The 17,977-nt window shown below is 41.2% G+C and carries 9 protein-coding genes and 1 tRNA gene; 5 read left to right on the top strand and 5 right to left on the bottom strand.

What is annotated here, in order from left to right:
• Window positions 1–24: 24 nt before the first annotated feature.
• A complete protein-coding gene (locus P8O16_RS15060) occupies window positions 25–972 on the bottom strand; it encodes an acetyl-CoA carboxylase carboxyltransferase subunit alpha (protein WP_300316265.1) in 948 nt (315 codons plus the stop codon).
• 309 nt (window positions 973–1,281) lie between these two features.
• On the opposite strand from P8O16_RS15060, the gene P8O16_RS15055 reads away from it, so the two are divergent.
• Window positions 1,282–1,355, top strand: a tRNA-Asp gene (locus P8O16_RS15055).
• Window positions 1,356–2,278: 923 nt separating this feature from the next.
• Here the strand turns inward: P8O16_RS15055 and galE are convergent.
• The 3 genes from galE to P8O16_RS15040 form a co-directional block, all read right to left on the bottom strand.
• Entirely contained in the window at window positions 2,279–3,286 is a 1,008-nt protein-coding gene (gene galE / locus P8O16_RS15050; protein WP_300316264.1) for a UDP-glucose 4-epimerase GalE, read from the bottom strand.
• A gap of 71 nt (window positions 3,287–3,357) precedes the next feature.
• Window positions 3,358–6,480 carry a PKD domain-containing protein gene (locus P8O16_RS15045; RefSeq protein ID WP_300316263.1) on the bottom strand — a complete coding sequence of 1,041 codons (3,123 nt, stop codon included), beginning with the start codon at window positions 6,478–6,480 and terminating at the stop codon, window positions 3,358–3,360.
• A gap of 26 nt (window positions 6,481–6,506) precedes the next feature.
• Window positions 6,507–9,626 carry a PKD domain-containing protein gene (locus tag P8O16_RS15040; RefSeq protein ID WP_300316262.1) on the bottom strand — a complete coding sequence of 1,040 codons (3,120 nt, stop codon included), beginning with the start codon at window positions 9,624–9,626 and terminating at the stop codon, window positions 6,507–6,509.
• Window positions 9,627–9,777: 151 nt separating this feature from the next.
• On the opposite strand from P8O16_RS15040, the gene P8O16_RS15035 reads away from it, so the two are divergent.
• The 4 genes from P8O16_RS15035 to P8O16_RS15020 all read left to right on the top strand — a co-directional run bounded on the left by P8O16_RS15035 (window position 9,778) and on the right by P8O16_RS15020 (window position 14,471).
• A complete protein-coding gene (locus P8O16_RS15035) occupies window positions 9,778–11,397 on the top strand; it encodes an ABC-F family ATP-binding cassette domain-containing protein (RefSeq protein WP_300316261.1) in 1,620 nt (539 codons plus the stop codon).
• Window positions 11,398–11,408: 11 nt separating this feature from the next.
• Window positions 11,409–12,794, top strand: coding sequence for a sodium:solute symporter family protein (locus P8O16_RS15030; protein WP_300316260.1), 1,386 nt, complete (start codon window positions 11,409–11,411; stop codon window positions 12,792–12,794).
• Window positions 12,791–13,972 (top strand): class I SAM-dependent rRNA methyltransferase, encoded by a 1,182-nt coding sequence (locus P8O16_RS15025; RefSeq protein ID WP_300316259.1) that lies wholly within the window; start codon window positions 12,791–12,793, stop codon window positions 13,970–13,972. Before P8O16_RS15030 ends, P8O16_RS15025 begins: the two co-directional genes overlap by 4 nt.
• 67 nt (window positions 13,973–14,039) lie before the next feature.
• Window positions 14,040–14,471, top strand: coding sequence for a hypothetical protein (locus P8O16_RS15020; RefSeq protein WP_300316258.1), 432 nt, complete (start codon window positions 14,040–14,042; stop codon window positions 14,469–14,471).
• Between the two features lie 187 nt (window positions 14,472–14,658).
• Here P8O16_RS15020 and P8O16_RS15015 read toward each other — a convergent pair whose 3' ends face one another.
• The gene (locus P8O16_RS15015) at window positions 14,659–16,239 is read right to left on the bottom strand and encodes an NAD(P)/FAD-dependent oxidoreductase (RefSeq protein WP_300316257.1); all 1,581 of its coding nucleotides are present in this window, start codon (window positions 16,237–16,239) and stop codon (window positions 14,659–14,661) included.
• Window positions 16,240–17,977: the final 1,738 nt, after the last annotated feature.

Genomic DNA, 17,977 nt, shown 5'->3' with positions numbered 1-17,977 from the left:
ACTTAATTAAGTCCGGGTTTAAATTTATTCAACAACTACGCCCATGGCGCAGAATTTATCTATTCTTTGTTCGATTCGCTTTTCTGGTTTGACCTTATCCAATTCTTTTAGGGACTGGATAATTGCCTCCTTCATGGTGTTTGCCATCCACTTCATATTTCGATGAGCTCCTCCAAGTGGTTCCGGAATGATATCATCTATCAAACCATTCCCTTTCATATCCTTAGCAGTCAACTTCAAAGCTTCAGCTGCCTGTTCTTTGTAATCCCAAGATCTCCAAAGAATAGAAGAACAAGACTCCGGAGAAATCACAGAATACCATGTGTTTTCTAACATAAATACTCTATCTCCAATTGCTATACCCAAGGCACCACCTGATGCTCCTTCTCCAATAATAATGCAGATTACAGGCACCTTCAGCATAAACATCTCCTTGAGATTTCTTGCAATCGCTTCGCCCTGTCCTCTTTCCTCGGCTTCTAATCCAGGAAAAGCACCCGGAGTATCGATCAGAGTGATTATTGGCTTACCAAATTTCTCAGCCATTTTCATCAATCGAAGGGCTTTACGATAACCTTCAGGGTTAGCCATACCGAAGTTGCGCTCTTGCCGCTGCTTGGTATTTCTTCCTTTTTGCTGACCAATAAACATCACTGATCTTCCATCAATGTCGCCCAGACCACCAATCATGGCTTTATCGTCTTTAACATTTCTATCGCCGTGAAGCTCTACAAAATCATTAGTGATCTCATAGATGTAATCCAAGGCATAAGGGCGGTCGGCATGACGAGAAAGCTGAACACGCTGCCATCTAGTGAGATTTTGAAAAGTTTCTTTCTTCAAGGCTAATATTTTTTCTTCTAGGGAGTCAATATCTGAACTTAAATCAATGTTTCGCCCTTTGGCCAAATCCTTCATTTCTAGAAGTTTTTGCTCTAAATCGGCTATAGGTTTTTCGAATTCTAATACCATATCGGTGATTTTTGAAAGATACAAAGATAAGCATTATCCCTTTGAGAAAAACCCTTCCATGGAAATGGGGGCTGATTCCCTGCATAAAAAATTATTTCCCTGAATAAGAATTAGATACCTATTCTTACCAAAAAATATTAGAGCAATGTCTTGCGGGAAATAACGAAATACCTACCTTTGCATCACTTCAAACGAGAAGGACATCAGAAAAGATCAAAACAGGGTAAAACCTTTAAAATATTGAATTGGTAGTTCAGCTGGTTAGTCCCGATAGCTATCGGGAGCCTGCCTTTACTACTAAAAGAAAATGGAGTGGTAGTTCAGCTGGTTAGAATGCCTGCCTGTCACGCAGGAGGTCGCGGGTTCGAGTCCCGTCCATTCCGCTTAAAGCCTTAGAGAAATCTAAGGCTTTTTTGTTTTTCAGCCATTCCAGACAAATTAATGGAAGAACATTCATTTTTAGAGCCACGAGGACACAAAGACACAAAGGTTTTTAGACATTCACTGAGATGATATTCAACCAGGAATAAATCTCCGCGGAATTCTCTTGACACTATTCGCTCTCTAAGAAAGACAATATCAAAAAGAAAGGCTGTCTCAATATTGAAACAGCCTTCTGCATGTGCGTAAAATCGATTGATAAAACACTATGTCTTTATCTTTCCTTTTTAATAACATTAAAGTAAAATACACTACTTAAAATGGTTGTACCATGAATTTAATGGTATTGAAAAATTATTTTTTTATGATAACCATCAACGGAGGGTTGTGTCCGGATGGCTGAGCCTTTCTGGATTTTCGGTTTTGGGCTGGTTTGCAAGCCGTTAAGAAAATGACTTAGCTCCCGAGGTACGAGAGGACAAGTCGTGAAAAAAAATGCCCCTTAGGCATTTTTAGACTTGGGCCAGGTTTTGGGAGGGGGTCATTTTTAGGTGCGCAAGACAGCACAAAATTCCGCTTTCACCTCATTTTAAATCAAGGAAAACGCTGCCAGCGGAAAGAAAAGACTGAGGCTCGGGGTTTTTTGGTTACTTTTTGGCCGTCAAAAAGTGACAAAGATAAACTTTTAGAAGTTGGCTATATGAGCTCGGAACGCAAAACTTCGCTTTAGTAAAATAGCTATTCCCTCTATATACTTTAGAGTTTTAGTCTAAAACCCATTTGGCTTTTTCATTAAAGTCAGGGTAGAACCCTTAAAATTAGGTAAGGCCTGAATTTTAAGCTCATCGGTCATCCGATACCCGACACTAGGCTAGCTAAGCAAAGAAAATTTGGAAACTGGCATCATTGCGGGTATACATAAAAATTATAATCCCTTTTGCCAATTCCAGCTGTCACGCATGGAATCTTCCAATGTCTTAGAAGGTTTCCAGCCTAAAACTGAATTGATTTTTTTAGTATCCGCCCAGATTTTAACCACATCCCCAGCTCGTCTTGGGCCGATTTCATAGTTCAATTTGAGATCATTTACTTTTTCAAACGTATGGATCACTTCCAAAACCGTATTTCCGTTCCCCGTACCAACATTGAAGACGTCATAAAAGTCTGAAGGCTTATCATTCAAATAAGTGAATGCCTTCACATGAGCATCCGCCAAATCCATCACATGGATAAAGTCTCTGACACAAGAACCATCCGGGGTATCATAGTCATCCCCAAAAACAGTAAGTTTCTCACGAATTCCCGCAGCAGTTTGGGTGATAAACGGAACCAGATTATTTGGTTTTCCTATTGGCAACTCTCCTATTTTTGCGCTTGGATGTGCTCCAACAGGATTGAAATAACGCAGAGCGATAACTCGAATTCCAGCCTTACTTTTCACATAATCCACAAGAATGTCTTCGCAAATCTTTTTGGTATTTCCATAGGGACTTTCCGCATCTTTTCTTGGGGTTGATTCAGTTACAGGTAGCACATCCGGCTGACCATAAACAGTGCAGGAGGAAGAAAAGACTAAATATGAAATACTATTTTCTTTCATAAAATCCAGAAGAACCAGTAGCGAACCTAAGTTATTGCTATAGTATTTCAGAGGCTGCTCTGTACTCTCTCCTACTGCTTTGAATGCTGCAAAGTGAATCACACCACTGATCTTATGATCCTTGCCGATTTGATCCAAAACCGATCTGTCATTGCAGTCGCCCTTGTAAAAAGTCAATTTCTTACCTAAAATCTCCTCTAAGCGATCCAGTACTTTTTCATTTGAATTAGAAAGATCATCCAAAATGATTGGTTCCAATCCTGCTTTTACCAATTCAACTGCTGTATGGGAACCAATGTAACCGGCGCCACCGGTGATTAATATTTTATTCATAATTTTTAAAAATTTTCGTCGGTAAATCTATCCAAAAAGCAGCTAGATGCCCAATTATTTTAGATGAAGTATTACCGAATCAAGGTGAACGAACCCATTTTATCGTCTAGAACAATCCCTTCATCTGTGCTATACTCATATTCCAGCTTGAAACTATAAACCCCTTGAAGCATTTCTTTGCCCTGAAAAAGCCCATCCCAACCTTCGCTTCCGGAATGAACCAGTTGACCCCAACGATCGTAAATCATCATCCTGTAAGTAATCGGACAAGAAGATATCGGAATATAATTACCATCGGTCCGAATAAACCCAGTAGGCATTCTGACCTGCGGAACAGCCTTAGTCACTGTCCCCTCACCCTGTATCTCACATCCGTTGGCATCAGTCACAATTACTGAATAACTCCCTGAGGAAAGTTGCTCAAGAGTAGCAAATGATCCTCCTGTTTCCCAAAGGAAATTATAGGGAGGATTGCCTCCACTTGGAATTACCGTCAGTGCCCCACTCAAGTCTCCTGGACAACCAGGACTTTCCTGAACAAAACGGAGTTCCAGTGGCTCTGGAGAAATCAATATTTCACTGAAGGAAGCAATACAACCTCTTGAATCCTGAATTTCCAATTCAATCTCCCCTGCCGGCAAATCTGTAATGGTCAAAATACCGTTTTCCCAAGTACTATTCTGACCAATAACTAGAAAAGGCGCAGTACCCCCTGAAATATTCAAAGCAATCTCTCCTGATGATTCTCCAAAACAGTAAGGATAAGTAAGCGATGCCAGAGCAATTGAAATGGGCTGAGGATCGATTATTTCAATGGTTAATTTCTCTATTCCACATCCAGAAAGGTCCGTCAACTCCACTTCATAAATTCCGGCAGAAAGCCCAAAAGCTTCAGCTTCATTCAATAATGGATCATGTGACCAGTTGAATTCAAAATCACCTGACCCCCTTGTAATATTCAATTTAATGGACCCGTCTGATTCTCCTGAACAAGAAGGATTTATCTTCTCTTCAATAGCTAGGGCTACAGGGTCAAAACTTCCCACTTCCAAAACTTCTGAAACTCCAAAACAAGTGGCATTCGAAGCACTTGCTTCCTCAAAAAAGATTCTTCGATCAGGCTCCAAAACATCCCAAAGGACCAGAACCTCGGTTGTTCCTTGCCCTGAAATTAACTGCCCTCCAAATACTGACCAAGTATAAACTTTCCCCGCAGATGGGAAATTTACTTTGTAGGAAAGCGGATCAGTTTGTACTCCACAGATCCCCTGCATTCCTCCTGGTTTTTCAGGCTGAATGTTATCGGTTATTTCAATTTCCAATTCCAAAACAGCTCCATAACAACCATTAGGAGCAACAGGAATCGCCTGAACCTTTGCTGCAGGATTTGCTGCTCCCCATTTGATAGTAATTGTAGAATCAGTTTCCGATAAAACCTGACCTCCATCAACAGTCCAAATGGCAGTTTCGAAATTTGCTCTATCCTCAAGGGTATAAGTAAATTCATCAGAATCGGGACAAACTGAAGTGGGCCCATTAATAGTAGCTTCCACTTTTTCCACTTTCACTTCGAAAGTAAATGTTTGCTCACTGCCACAACTTCCATCTCCTGAAGAAGCCAAGACAGTCACTTCGAAAGTTCCTTCGGATGTAAATGTATGAGCCACTTCCTGACCTGACTGAGCTGCTGAATTATCCCCAAAGTCCCAGGTAAAAATCGAAAATTTAGGATCATCAGGAATGATTTTCCAAAGTCCCTCCTGATCGAGACAGGCAATCTTTTCACCTTCTACCTCAAAATCATAGGTAGTTTCAGTCTCATATTGAATACTTTCCAAACTTGATCCTATTGCAAAAGCATAGGATTCAATCGAGCCTGATCCATAGGCATATCCCAAAAACCCTTCCGGATTGCTTACAGAATTAACCCCTTTATTTATAGTAACTCGCGCAAACTCAAAATCAGCCCCCGGAACCTCCGCAAATGCATAGCCCACGGGTATTCCATTGACTAGGGTTTGATCACCGGTTCCTTTTGGAACAATAATCTCCAAGTAATGAACAATGTCCTGGTTAAAAGACCCAATCAGTTTACCAGCGGAAAAAGTGATGGATTTTAATCGCTGATTATTTGGACTGAGGGTAAATATGGAAGGATCTCCTAATGGAGCGACACCAAACTCATTACATGCAGCACTCTTGGCTATTACTGCAACAGTGGAAGGCTTGGAAGTTTCAATCAATGCAACCTCATTCTTTCCAAATTCGAGCTTCAAAAACTTTCCAGCATTTAAGGTCCCAACAGTTTGTCCATTGACACGAACTGATGTGCCATTTTGGGAAGCAAGAACCTTCACAATCTCTCCTGAAGTCCTTCCTTCCAATGGGATATGAATAAAAGATTTCCCCCAAGATTCTAAGGGATATGCCTGCTGAAACAAATGATCTCCACTGGTTCCGCATGTTCCGGCACTCGTGGTTTTATTCCCTCCAAATACCGCTACAACCTTACAATCAGTCTGATCCGAATTCACAACTTTTACCCTAGAGCCCGTCAAATCACCATTCGCTTTTACCTGATAGCTTTCGCCTTCATTTAATGTAATACGAATTGTAGACCCTGCTGGAATTGTATTTACTGTAGCTGCAGAAGGAGTAATTTCAATTTGAGTATCATTTTCGATAGCCATGACCAGCAAAGTACTTTCAAAGTTCTCATTACTTCCCGGGTCCTGACCAGGACCAAAAACGTCAAAATGAGCCGTCGCCAAATATTCCTTCCCCAAAGATGTGACGGGGAGTACAACCGTACCATCCGAACTGTACTCACGTCCATTTACAGCATGCACAACCAAGTCACCGGAAGAAGTGATTCTTAATCTTCTATAGCTTACTTGTCCTGACTCCCTGTGGATTAGACCTTCGTCATTCCCATCAAATTCTTTTATTAATTGTTGCCCTGCTTCGAGTGAAAAAGGAATGGATTGCTTTGGAGTTGAGATGATTCCAGCCGCCTTCTCATTAGCGGTGATGATTATTATCGCTTTGTCGGGCTGAGTGTTCCGTCGGTTATTATCCATAAATCCAACGTAAAACTCTCTTCCTACTGTATTTTGCTGAGCAAATCCATTTTCGGTACTCGATAACACGAGTAACAAAATCAGGACTTTAAAAATCAGCGACTTAAATTTCATTTCCTTTCGACCTCCTCAATCCAAATTTATCTGATCAATGTAAATGTTCCCCTCTTTTCCACTACCTCGAGTTTATCTTCCAAAGGAAAGGAATAACTCATATAATATGAGTAAGATCCAGTAGGGACATCCTTGCCTTCAAGAGTACCATCCCAGCCGGAAATACCTGAGTAGATCAGCTGTCCCCATCGGTTATAGATGAATAACTCAAAATTGATCTCACAGTTTGAAACGCCTTGAAAAACACCCTCATTAGGATCAAAGCCTGTTGGCATTCGCATTTTTGGAGCTTCCTCAGTTACAATTCCCTCACCCAAGCTTACGCAGCCACTTCCATCCAACACCGAAACATTGTAATTCCCTTTAGGAACTCCAGTCAATTCATTGTTCGATGCATTTTGATTTTCCCAAGTATAAATATAAGGTGCTTGCCCTCCTGAGGGAAAAGCAAATAATTCCCCATTGCTTCCACCGGGACATGCCGGCTTTTGTAATCTAACCTCCACCTCTAAAGCTGCTGGAGAAGTAACTTCAAAGGAAACTGGAATTTTACAGCCATTGGAATCAATTACCTCCCAATCGTAATTTCCCTGTGGGATATCAGAAATCATGAGCTGATCAGAAAAGTTGTTTATTCCGTTAAAATCTAACTGATAAGGTGCAGTTCCTCCTATGATTTGAAGGTCTACCCGACCATCTGCTTTTCCAAAGCAGGATGCAGCCGTTGGAGTGACTGCCAACAACTGCAGGGGAAGTGGTTCCACTACTTCAAGATTATCCAAAACCCGGGTACAGCCTTTCTGATCAATTACTTGAACAGAATAGGTACCCGATAGAAGGTTTATAGCCTTCTGAGATTTTACATTTGAATCATGAGACCAGGTGATTTCAAAAGGTCCTACCCCGCCATTTATCTCCAGTTCTATCTCTCCAGAAGCATTTCCCGAACAGCCAATTGGACTCAACTGAGCCAACTTGACCTCAAACAAATCATTGACTGTTACTTCCAAACTTTCAGAAACTCCCTCGCAAAGCTGATCTATCAAGCTAAATGTCTTGTAACTGACCTCACCAATAATCCCTGGCTGATCCCAGCTCACTTCCACAACAGATTGATCTCCTCCGGAAATAATTTGTCCACCAACAACCGTCCATTCATAGCCTCTGCCAGATGAGGAATTAGGAGCTTCATAGAATTGTGAAACTGCAGGATCAAAACAAATCTCTGTTTCTCCTGTAGGTATAACCGCTTCAATTCTTCGATTAATGACTACATCTAAAAATATTGATTCACCAGGACACCCATTTTCGCTAAATGGGGTAGCGATTACCTTTGCATTGTCATTTGCTGGACCCCAATTCACAAGTACCGAATCCTGATACCTTTCGACGATTATTCCTCCCTCAACTTCAAAAAATACGCTGTCCACATTTACCTTTTCGTCCAACTTATAAACCATTTCCTCTACATCCGGACAAACGGAAGTCTGACCTATCAGCTCAGCTGTGCTTTCTAAAACGGTCACATCAAAGGTCACCTCTTCTTGCTGATCACAGGTATCCGGACTCAAAGAAGCCGAAACAACTACTTCATATTCTCCGGGTTCAGTATAGGTATGGGATACTGTCATCCCTACCACAGGATCTGAGCCATCCCCAAAATCCCAGACAAAATAGGTGAAATCCGGGTTATCCGGATTAATTGTCCAGTCTCCGGTTTGATTTAGACAGGCGATGTTTTCACCATCTACTTCAAACTCATAAGCTGCCTGAGTCTCAAAATTCAAATTATCCAAAGCTGCTCCTACCGCAAAGCCATAGGATTCCAAAAACCCAAACCCATAAACATATGCTGTAAATCCCTCCCGATTAGTTAACTGATGAACTCCCTGGGAAATACTGATTCGCGCATATGAATAATTGGGGTCACCTGGAACAGGATTAAAGAGTGCCCCTTGGTTGGTACCATCCAAAATGGTAAGATTCTCAGTTCCGGCTTTGACCACAATATTTACATAATGCGAGACGATAGATTCCAAATTCAAGGCATTGAATCGAATTTCTTTCAATAGCTGCTCCACTGGACTATAGGTAATCATAAAAGGATCTCCATTTTCATAGTTTGGAGCAGTGATCTCATTACATTCCTGACTTTTTGCAAAAACAGTAACTGAGGCAGGCTTGCTGGTATTGATCTTGGCTGTTTGGTTGATATCAAATTCCAAACTCAAAAACTCCCCCGCATCAATTGTCCCTCGGTTCACTCCGCCTACTTCGACAACAGTACCATCTTCGGACGCCAAGACTTTTACCAGTTCCCCTGATGTCCTTCCTGAAAGTGCCACATGGACAAACTGCGTCCCCCAAGTATTCACAGGATAGGCCTGTTGAAAAAGATTATCATTTGCAGCACCGCAGTTTCCTACCGAAGTCCATTTATTTCCTCCAAAAACGGCTATTCGCTTGCATTCATTTGCATTATCTCCTACTACTCTGACTCTGGAACCGGTCAAATCTGCTTTGGCCTTGATCTGATAGCTTTGTCCTCTATTCAGCGTAATTGTGGAAGGAACATCTGCTTGATTCCCACTCAGGGAACCTACCGAAGTAGTGATTTGAATTTGAGTATTATCCTCAGTAGCCACTATGAGAAGCTGGCTTTCGTCATTGATATTTCCATTGTAATTCACAGAAGCCGTCAGTGTCTCAAAATGAGAAGTCACTAAATAATCTTTCCCCAGCGCCCCAATTGGAAGGACAACAGTCCCGTCAGCACTTCGAAAGCGCTCATTGAAAGCATAAACTGAGATTTTCCCATCAGAGAGAATGTAAATTCCTTTGTTGGAGATCACACCTGAATTTCGATGAAGCAGGTCGATTTCTTCTGATGGCACAATATGGGTGAATTGTTGTCCTTGGCTAATGGAAAAATTAACTGTCCTACCAAGGTATTCGATTACACCAGAGGCATTTTCATTGGCAGAAATTACGATCACTGCCTGATCAGGTGCATTGGGAATAATACGGTTATTATCCATGAAACCAACCCAGAATTCCTCCCCAACAGTTGAAAGTTGTGCTTGAACAAGATTGACTTGAAAAAGCAAAAACAAAAACACAATTGATCCCCTATAAAATTTTCTCATAAGCCATTAAGCACTCAATATAAACAATGCCTAAAAAAATTGTTTGCTATTCACATAAAAGCCGAAGAATTCATTTTCAAAAGCTCTTTGCTAGTCCAAGCTTAAAAAATTAAATTCCTATCTTTGCGCCTCAAAAAAGAAGAAAAAACGAATGATCTCAGTAGATAATCTTTCCCTCAAGTTTGGAAAAAGAACACTTTTTGATGAAGTAAGTCTCAAATTTAATCCTGGAAACTGCTATGGTGTGATTGGCGCCAACGGAGCTGGGAAGTCTACATTTTTAAAAATCCTTTCCGGAGAAATTGATAGCACCAGCGGTTCCGTAAATATCACTCCCGGTCAGCGAATGGCTGTTCTGAGTCAAAATCACTTTGAGTTTGACGAGGTGGAAGTCCTAAAAACAGTATTAATGGGTCACAAAACCCTTTTTGCCATCATGGATGAAAAGGATAAGATCTATATGAAAGAGGACTTCACTGAAGAAGATGGTCTTCGGGCTTCTCAGTTAGAGGCTGATTTTGCAGAGATGGATGGCTGGAATGCCGAGTCAGATGCAGCTGCTTTGCTATCTGGTCTTGGGATCTCAGAAGATCTTCACTATCAACCCCTAAAAAATCTTGCCGGAAATCAAAAAGTTCGGGTTTTGCTCGCTCAAGCTCTTTTTGGAAATCCTGATATCCTGATTCTCGATGAACCTACCAACGACTTGGACGCTGAGACGATTGTGTGGTTGGAGAATTTCCTTCTGGACTTCAAAAATATTGTGATCGTAGTTTCCCACGACAGACATTTTCTAGATGCGGTGTCTACCCACATTGTGGATATCGACTTCGGTAAAATCAAGATTTATTCAGGTAACTATACCTTCTGGTATGAATCTTCTCAACTCGCACTAAAGCAACGTTCCGATTCCAACAAAAAAGCGGAGGACAAGCGAAAGGAACTTCAGGCATTTATAGATCGATTCTCGGCCAACGTAGCGAAGTCTAAGCAGGCTACTGCTCGTAAGAAAATGATCGAAAAGCTAAACATTGATGAGATTGAGCCATCGATGCGAAAGTATCCTGGCATTATATTCAAACCAGAGCGCGAGGCAGGTGATCAGATCTTTATGACAGAAAACCTGGAATTAAAGGCTGACGGAGTGACCTACTTCACAGATGTAAATCTAATGGTGGATAAGGGTGACAAAATTGCTTTTATCTCCAAGACTAAGCAGGCGGTAAATAAGTTTTTCCAGACGATTATGGAAGAAATTCCAACTCAAAAAGGAAGTATGAAGTGGGGAGTCACAATCAATAAGGCCTATTTGCCAAATGATAACTCCAAGTATTTCGAGACTAGTTTAAACCTAATCGACTGGTTGAGACAATACTCTTCCAATCAGGAAGAAGCTTATGTGCGAACCTTCCTTGGAAGAATGCTTTTCACAGGCGAGGAGACCTTTAAAAAATGTTCGGTACTTTCCGGAGGTGAAAAAGTAAGATGCATGATCTCCAAGATGATGCTTCAAAACCCAAATCTCCTGGTAATGGATGAGCCTACCAATCACCTCGATCTGGAATCCATCACTGCTTTTAACAATGCCATCATTGAATTTCCGGGTACGGTTTTGATGTCTTCTTATGATCATGCCTTTGTGCAGTCTTCTGCCAATCGAATCGTGGAATTCACACCTAATGGAACAATCGATCGAAGAATGCCTTACGACGATTACCTTGAGAGTGCAGAAATTAAGGCCATACGTGAAAAAATGTACGGAAAAAGCTAACCAAAACTGAATTGCTATTAACCGCCATTGTCATTTATTTAGTCCTGACATTACTGGTTGGAGCATTTGCTTCAAGGCTGGTAAAAGGTTCTAATGATTTTGTGCTGGCTGGCAGATCGCTGCCGCTTTTCCTTTCGGCCTCTGCCCTATTTGCAACTTGGTTTGGTTCTGAAACGATTTTCGGAGCCTCTTCGATTTATCTCGAGGAAGGACTCCAAGGTGTAATTGAAGATCCATTTGGTGGAGCGCTCTGTCTGGTTTTATTCGGGATGTTTTTCCTTCGCCCCATGTACAGAATGGGCGTTTTGACCATTGGTGATGTTTTCAAAAAAATCTATGGTAAAAGGATAGAATTTACCGCTACAGTTTTTCTTGTTCCAATTTACTTTGGATATGTTGCAGCGCAGTTCGTCGCAATGAGTTTGGTATTCGGAGCAGTAACTGATTTAACCTTGATAGAAGGCATCTTACTATCTGCGGGGATTGTGGTTTTCTATACTTTTTTGGGTGGTATGTGGGCGATCTCTATCACCGATTTTATCCAAACCTTGATGATCGTGATTGGCTTGATAGCTGTCACAGTCTTGGTCGCTCGGGATGCCGGAGGGGTTGATATTATTTTGGATCAGGCTCCGGAGGGCAGTTTTCAGTTTTTACCCGATGCAGGATTTACGTCTTGGGTAAATTATTTTGGTGCTTGGATCATCATTGGTTTAGGAAGTATTCCAAGTCAGGATATTTATCAGCGTGTCATGTCTGCCAAATCGGAAATTGTAGCCGTTCGTTCCACTTATTTGGCAGGAGGATTTTATGTGACTTTTGGCTTACTCCCTTTGTTTATAGCGCTTGCTGCTAAGGTCATGTATCCTGAACTTTACCTGGAAAATAAACAAATGCTACTACCTGCTATGGTTTTGGCGCATAGCAATCTTCCAATTCAGATAATTTTCTTTGGGGCATTAATTTCAGCAATTATGAGTACGGCTAGCTCCGGACTTTTGGCACCTGCTGCTCTGATTTCAGAAAACTTAATCCGCCCGCTCTTTAAAGGCAAGCTTTCAGATGCTCACTTATTATGGATTCTCCGCGCAAACATAGTTTTGGTTGCAATGGTCTCAATATATATGGCCTCTCAGGATTCTAATATTTATGAATTAGTGGCTAGTGCCTCTATTTTATTGCTCGTTTCCCTCTTTGCTCCATTGACTGCAGGATTATATTGGAAGAAGGCCTCTCCCGTCGGAGCAGTCTCTTCCATGATTTTCGGGATGCTTGTCTACCTCTTTGTAGACACTCTCAACCTTGAAATAAGTTCTCATATTTTTGGCCTTTTGGCCAGTATATTTGCCATGATCATTGGAAGTTTGGCTTTCCCCAGAAATAAATCAATCGTATGAATTATCCTAAAGTCATTCTAAAACGAGGAAAGGAAATCTCGCTAATCCGGAGACACCACTGGGTTTTTTCCGGGGCTATTCATCAGATGCCTTCTGATCTGGAAAACGGTCAACTGGTGGAAGTTCGATCTTCAACAGATAGATTCTTAGGAATTGGTCACTTTTCACAAGGTTCGATCATGGTTCGGATTATTTCATTTGAAGAGCGGGCAATCGATCAAAACTTTTGGGATGAAAAGATTCAGGCCGCTTTCTGGCTTCGCAAAGCTTTGGGACTCGTGGATAGCAATCATACGAATGTCTTTCGTCTGATCCATGGAGAAGGAGATTTACTGCCTGGTTTGATCGTAGATTATTACAATGGCACGGCCGTGATTCAAGCCCATCATGTAGGAATGCATAGCCATGTGAAGGAAATTGCTCAAGCCATCCAAAATAGCTTTGGAGAAAAGCTGGCAGGAGTTTTTGACAAGAGTTCTGAAACCCTTCCGAAAAATATCGGACCTATTCCAAATGAATGGATTCTTGGAACAGCTCAGACAGATCTGGTTTTGGAGCATGGAAGCACCTATAAAATCGACTGGGACAAAGGTCAGAAAACCGGTTTTTTCATAGATCAACGAGAAAACCGAAAATTGCTGGGAGAATATTCCGAAGGAAAGAAAGTACTCAATACCTTTTGCTATTCAGGAGGATTTTCCGTTCAGGCGCTTAGAGACGGAGCAACTGAAGTTCATTCGGTAGATATTTCATCCAAAGCCATTGAACTGACTGAAGAGAATATTTCTCTCAACTCAGACATCATTGGAAAGCATGAATCCAAAGTGGCTGATGTGGTCAAGTACATTCGGGAAATCGGAGATGATTACGATGTGATCGTTTTGGATCCACCGGCTTTTGCAAAGAATCAAAAAGCTAGACATAATGCAGTGCAGGCTTATAAACGTTTGAATGCCGAGGCCTTGAAAAAAATTAAATCAGGAGGAATCCTGTTTACATTCTCCTGTAGCCAAGTCGTGGACAAAGGACTATTCACGCATACGGTTACTGCAGCAGGATTAGAAAGTGGCAGAAAGGTAAAAGTGCTGCATCAGCTTTCCCAACCTGCAGACCATCCCATAAATTTATTTCATCCTGAAACAGAATACTTAAAGGGATTAGTCCTTTATGTGGAATAATTCAAACAAAAAACAGGAGAATCTATTCTCTTTCTAGTTATTTTCGAACACTCAAAAAATATAAAATATGTACACTGGTTTACAACACCTACATTCTGGAATCGCTTATTTGGCTCTTTTAGCATTGTTAATCGTTATCGTTTTGATGCTTGTTGGAGCACTTTCGGGCAGAGAGTTTTCCGAAAAGGACAGGAAGATCGCTATGATTGCTTTCATTTTCTGTCATATACAATTATTGGTTGGCTTGATTTTATATTTCGTCAGCCCACTTGGCTTCCAGTTACTTACGGGAGGAGGAGCAATGTCTGATCCTGCAGCGCGACTTACAGCTTTGGAGCATCCATTGATAAACATAATCGCAATTGTGGTTATATCTATTGGCTATATACGGGCTAAGAAAATGACTGTATCGAGAAGCAAGTTCAGAAGCATCTATATGATGTATGCAATTGGATTTGTTTTGATCTTGACAAGAATCCCTTGGTCTGCTTGGCTTTAAGAATTGACAGTTTTCAGTTGGCAGTTGGCAGTTTTCTGACCAACTGATTACTCCTTTCTGCTAATTGAAAATTACTTGCTGTAAAACCTTCGTGATAAAAAAAGACCAAAGGTTAAATTCACCAACTGTAATACTGGAAACTGCTCACTACCTACTGCCTACTGTAACACTGCCTACTGTAATACTGCTAACTGTTAATATACTTTGCGATCAAATACTCAGCGCAGCGCTCTCCATCCATAGCTGCTGAAACAATACCACCTGCATAGCCAGCTCCTTCTCCGCATGGATAAAGACCTTTGATTTCAGTATGCTCAAATGATTCCTTATCTCTGGGAATTCGTACCGGAGATGAAGTTCGACTTTCCAATCCTATAAGTTGTGCCTCATTTGTGAGATAGCCTTTCATTTTCTGTCCAAAGACTTTGAAGGCAAATGCCATTCGATGGGAAATAAATTCCGGCAGGAAATCCCGCATTTCGACAGAATTCAAGCCAGGCTGATAGGAAGTATCCAAAAGTGAACTACTTACTTTTTTATTCACAAAATCAACCATTCGCTGAGCAGGTGCAGTTTGAGTCTGACCTCCTGCTACCCATGCTTTTCGCTCGATTTCAGCTTGAAAATGCATTGCCGCTAAAGGTCCATATTTCCTGTATTCCGGCAAATCCTCCAACTCTACAGCTACCACCATCCCTGAATTGGCAAACCTACTGTCTCTTCGACTGGGACTCATACCATTGACTACCAACTCTCCCGGTGCAGTAGCTGCAGGAACAATAAATCCTCCTGGACACATACAAAAGCTGAATACTCCTCTTTGTTTCCCTTTGTAATCTGCTTGCTGAACCAAGGAATAAGAAGACGCCGGCAGATATGGTCCTCTATCTACTTCACAGTGATATTGTATTCTATCGATCAAATTCTGGCTATGTTCAATCCTAACACCTAATGCAAAGGGTTTTGCCTCAATGAGAATTTTCTTTTGATGAAGCAATTCAAAGATATCTCTTGCAGAATGGCCTGTTGCAAGGATTACTCCCTTTCCTTTAAAAATATCACCCAAGAGCGTTTTTACCCCAATGATCTGATCTCTGTCAAGTATAAAATCGACGACTCTGGTTTCGAAATGAATTTCTCCTCCATGATCCAAAATCGTCTGCCGTAAATCGGCCACAAGTTTCGGAAGTTTATTAGTGCCTATATGAGGATGAGCATCTACCAAAATCTCCTCTGTAGCTCCATGAGCAACCAAAATCTCCATAATCCTACGGATATCTCCACGTTTTTTGGACCGGGTGTACAACTTCCCATCTGAATAGGTACCTGCTCCCCCTTCTCCAAAGCAGTAGTTTGAATCAGGGTTTACGATATGTTCTTTATTGATTGCCGCAAGATCCCTACGTCTTGCTCTTACATCCTTGCCCCTCTCTATCAGGATTGGCTTCACTCCCAATTCTATGGCTCGAAGTGCAGCGAATAATCCAGCTGGACCTGCACCTACAATTATGATTTGATCTGAATTGGAAACATTTCCATAAGTAGGATGATGATCCAGAAGAGGAGTTGGAGTTTCTTTTATAAAGAGTTCTGCTTGAACATTCACCTTTATAGCTCTACCTCGGGCATCTATTGACCTACGGGTTTGCCTTGCATAGGCTTCGCTTTCGTCTAGAGATAACCCGGCTTTTTTCAAAAGTGTGGACTTAAACAGCTCAGGATCATAAGCCTCTTCAGGGCTTAATTGCAGGGTAAATTCTTTTTTCATGGTAAGGTGTTTATCCTTAAAACATGGCAAAGGTAAGAAGAAGAATCAAGTATTGATTTGTTTGAATCAAGTATCTAGATGTTAGTATCAAGAATCAAGACGCAAGTATCAAGACTTTGGAACAGTGATTAATTTTCAGAAAAGCTTTATTAAAAAGGTTACTACCATGAATTTAGTGGAGTTGGTAAGGAGATTTTTGGTTAGAAAAGCTAATCAACATTTTTTGGGGCATATTATGAATACACTGCGTCAAATTCTCTCTCTGCTATATCCTGCGATCTTTTTGTTGTGAAAAAAAATAGCTCAGCGAAGCCTTTATGTTCTTAATTTTCTTCGGTATGAAATCAAGCATGACTCGTAGCGACACACAGATGTGTGATTATAAAAGATGCGAAGATTCCATATGACCTTTAAAAATCAAATTATAATCATATGAAAAATCCGTTTCCATCCTCCCGCACATACCTTCCTTTTCTAAAGGTAAATCCTGCGCGGGAGTACAATAATCTTATTTCTTTCAACCCCGGGTTTCGTACCTCACCCGGGGCTACTAATATTTGACCACTACGTGGTCACATTCTCAACTGTCTACTTTGGAGCTTCATTTACATTTCACCTTCGGAAAGAAAATTCAATCGAAGAACGTCTCAACCGAAGGTTTCTGAAATTTCCCATACTTAGGGCGCGGTGGGTGGACATGGAAGCGGGCCGGCGGTGGCATGTGGGGAGAAGCATTTCCATGTCTTGGATTTTTGGGTCTTTTGGGCCAAGCCAAAAGAACAAAGAATAGGCTAGTAATGGTATGACCGTACTGTCGTCATTTCAAAACGGAATATTTTAGAACTAAAATCAAATGATATTTGGTGAAATCGAGTAATAAAAAAATCCGTTTCCATCCTCCCGCACATACCTGCCGTTTCCAAAGGTAAATCCTGCGCGGGAGTACAATCAGTCTATTTATCTCAACCCCGGGTGTCGTACCTCACCCGGGGCTACTAATATTTGACCACTCTGTGGTCACATTCTCAATGGTATGATTTGGAGCTTCAATCAAATTTCACTCTTTAAAATCGCTGTATTGGAGAATAATTTTTAGCGCTATAAAAAACATAATTTCACATTCATTTTTTTTGTGCCGAAACTCGATGATCTTCATGTCAGCTCCGAAGGAGCCTGACTATCCATGACCCTTTACGATGTGCAGGGTAAATAAATCATCACCTATCCTAAAACTCTAGATTTGAAAAATTGACCCAATGCTGGCGTTTTACAGAAGCTCCATAGGAGCGATATGTTTGTAGCCCCAGGTTTTAACCTGGGGTATAAGAATTAAACAGCATTTTCGCTCCCGCGCAGGATTTCAATTTGGAAAATAGATGTTAGTGCGGGAGGATGGAATCGTGTCTTTTTTTGGAGATTTTAGGTTTTCGGAGACAATAGTCAGGACGAGTCAGTTTGACCACTCCGAAGTCATTCTAAGATGTATGATTTGGATCTTCAATCAAATTTTGCCTTCAGAGCGGAAATTCAATCACAGAATGTCTCAACCGAAGGTTTCCGAAATTTATCATACTTAGGGCGCGGTGGGTGGACATGGAAGCGGGCCGGCGGTGGCATGCGGGGTGACTCGTCCTAAAAAAAGTTTACAGATTAATAATTATATACTGTTATAGGTTTACAGTTTTCGTTAATCCTGTAATTGATTTACAAGAGTACGATTTTTGGGATAATAGTTCTT

Source organism: Algoriphagus sp. (genome assembly GCF_029254265.1).
In the GTDB taxonomy this organism is placed as follows: Bacteria; Bacteroidota; Bacteroidia; order Cytophagales; family Cyclobacteriaceae; genus Algoriphagus.
The sequence above is the reverse complement of the archived record's forward strand: the minus strand, read 5'-3'. Positions and strand labels throughout refer to the sequence as shown.

Excerpts from the sequence above, each read along its gene's own strand:
- P8O16_RS15035 (WP_300316261.1), top strand. The coding sequence starts at position 9,778 with ATGATCTCAGTAGATAATCTTTCCCTCAAGTTTGGAAAAAGAACACTT.
- P8O16_RS15045 (WP_300316263.1), bottom strand. The coding sequence starts at position 6,480 with ATGAAATTTAAGTCGCTGATTTTTAAAGTCCTGATTTTGTTACTCGTG.
- P8O16_RS15060 (WP_300316265.1), bottom strand. The coding sequence starts at position 972 with ATGGTATTAGAATTCGAAAAACCTATAGCCGATTTAGAGCAAAAACTT.
- P8O16_RS15025 (WP_300316259.1), top strand. The coding sequence starts at position 12,791 with ATGAATTATCCTAAAGTCATTCTAAAACGAGGAAAGGAAATCTCGCTA.
- galE (WP_300316264.1), bottom strand. The coding sequence starts at position 3,286 with ATGAATAAAATATTAATCACCGGTGGCGCCGGTTACATTGGTTCCCAT.
- P8O16_RS15015 (WP_300316257.1), bottom strand. The coding sequence starts at position 16,239 with ATGAAAAAAGAATTTACCCTGCAATTAAGCCCTGAAGAGGCTTATGAT.
- P8O16_RS15020 (WP_300316258.1), top strand. The coding sequence starts at position 14,040 with ATGTACACTGGTTTACAACACCTACATTCTGGAATCGCTTATTTGGCT.
- P8O16_RS15040 (WP_300316262.1), bottom strand. The coding sequence starts at position 9,626 with ATGAGAAAATTTTATAGGGGATCAATTGTGTTTTTGTTTTTGCTTTTT.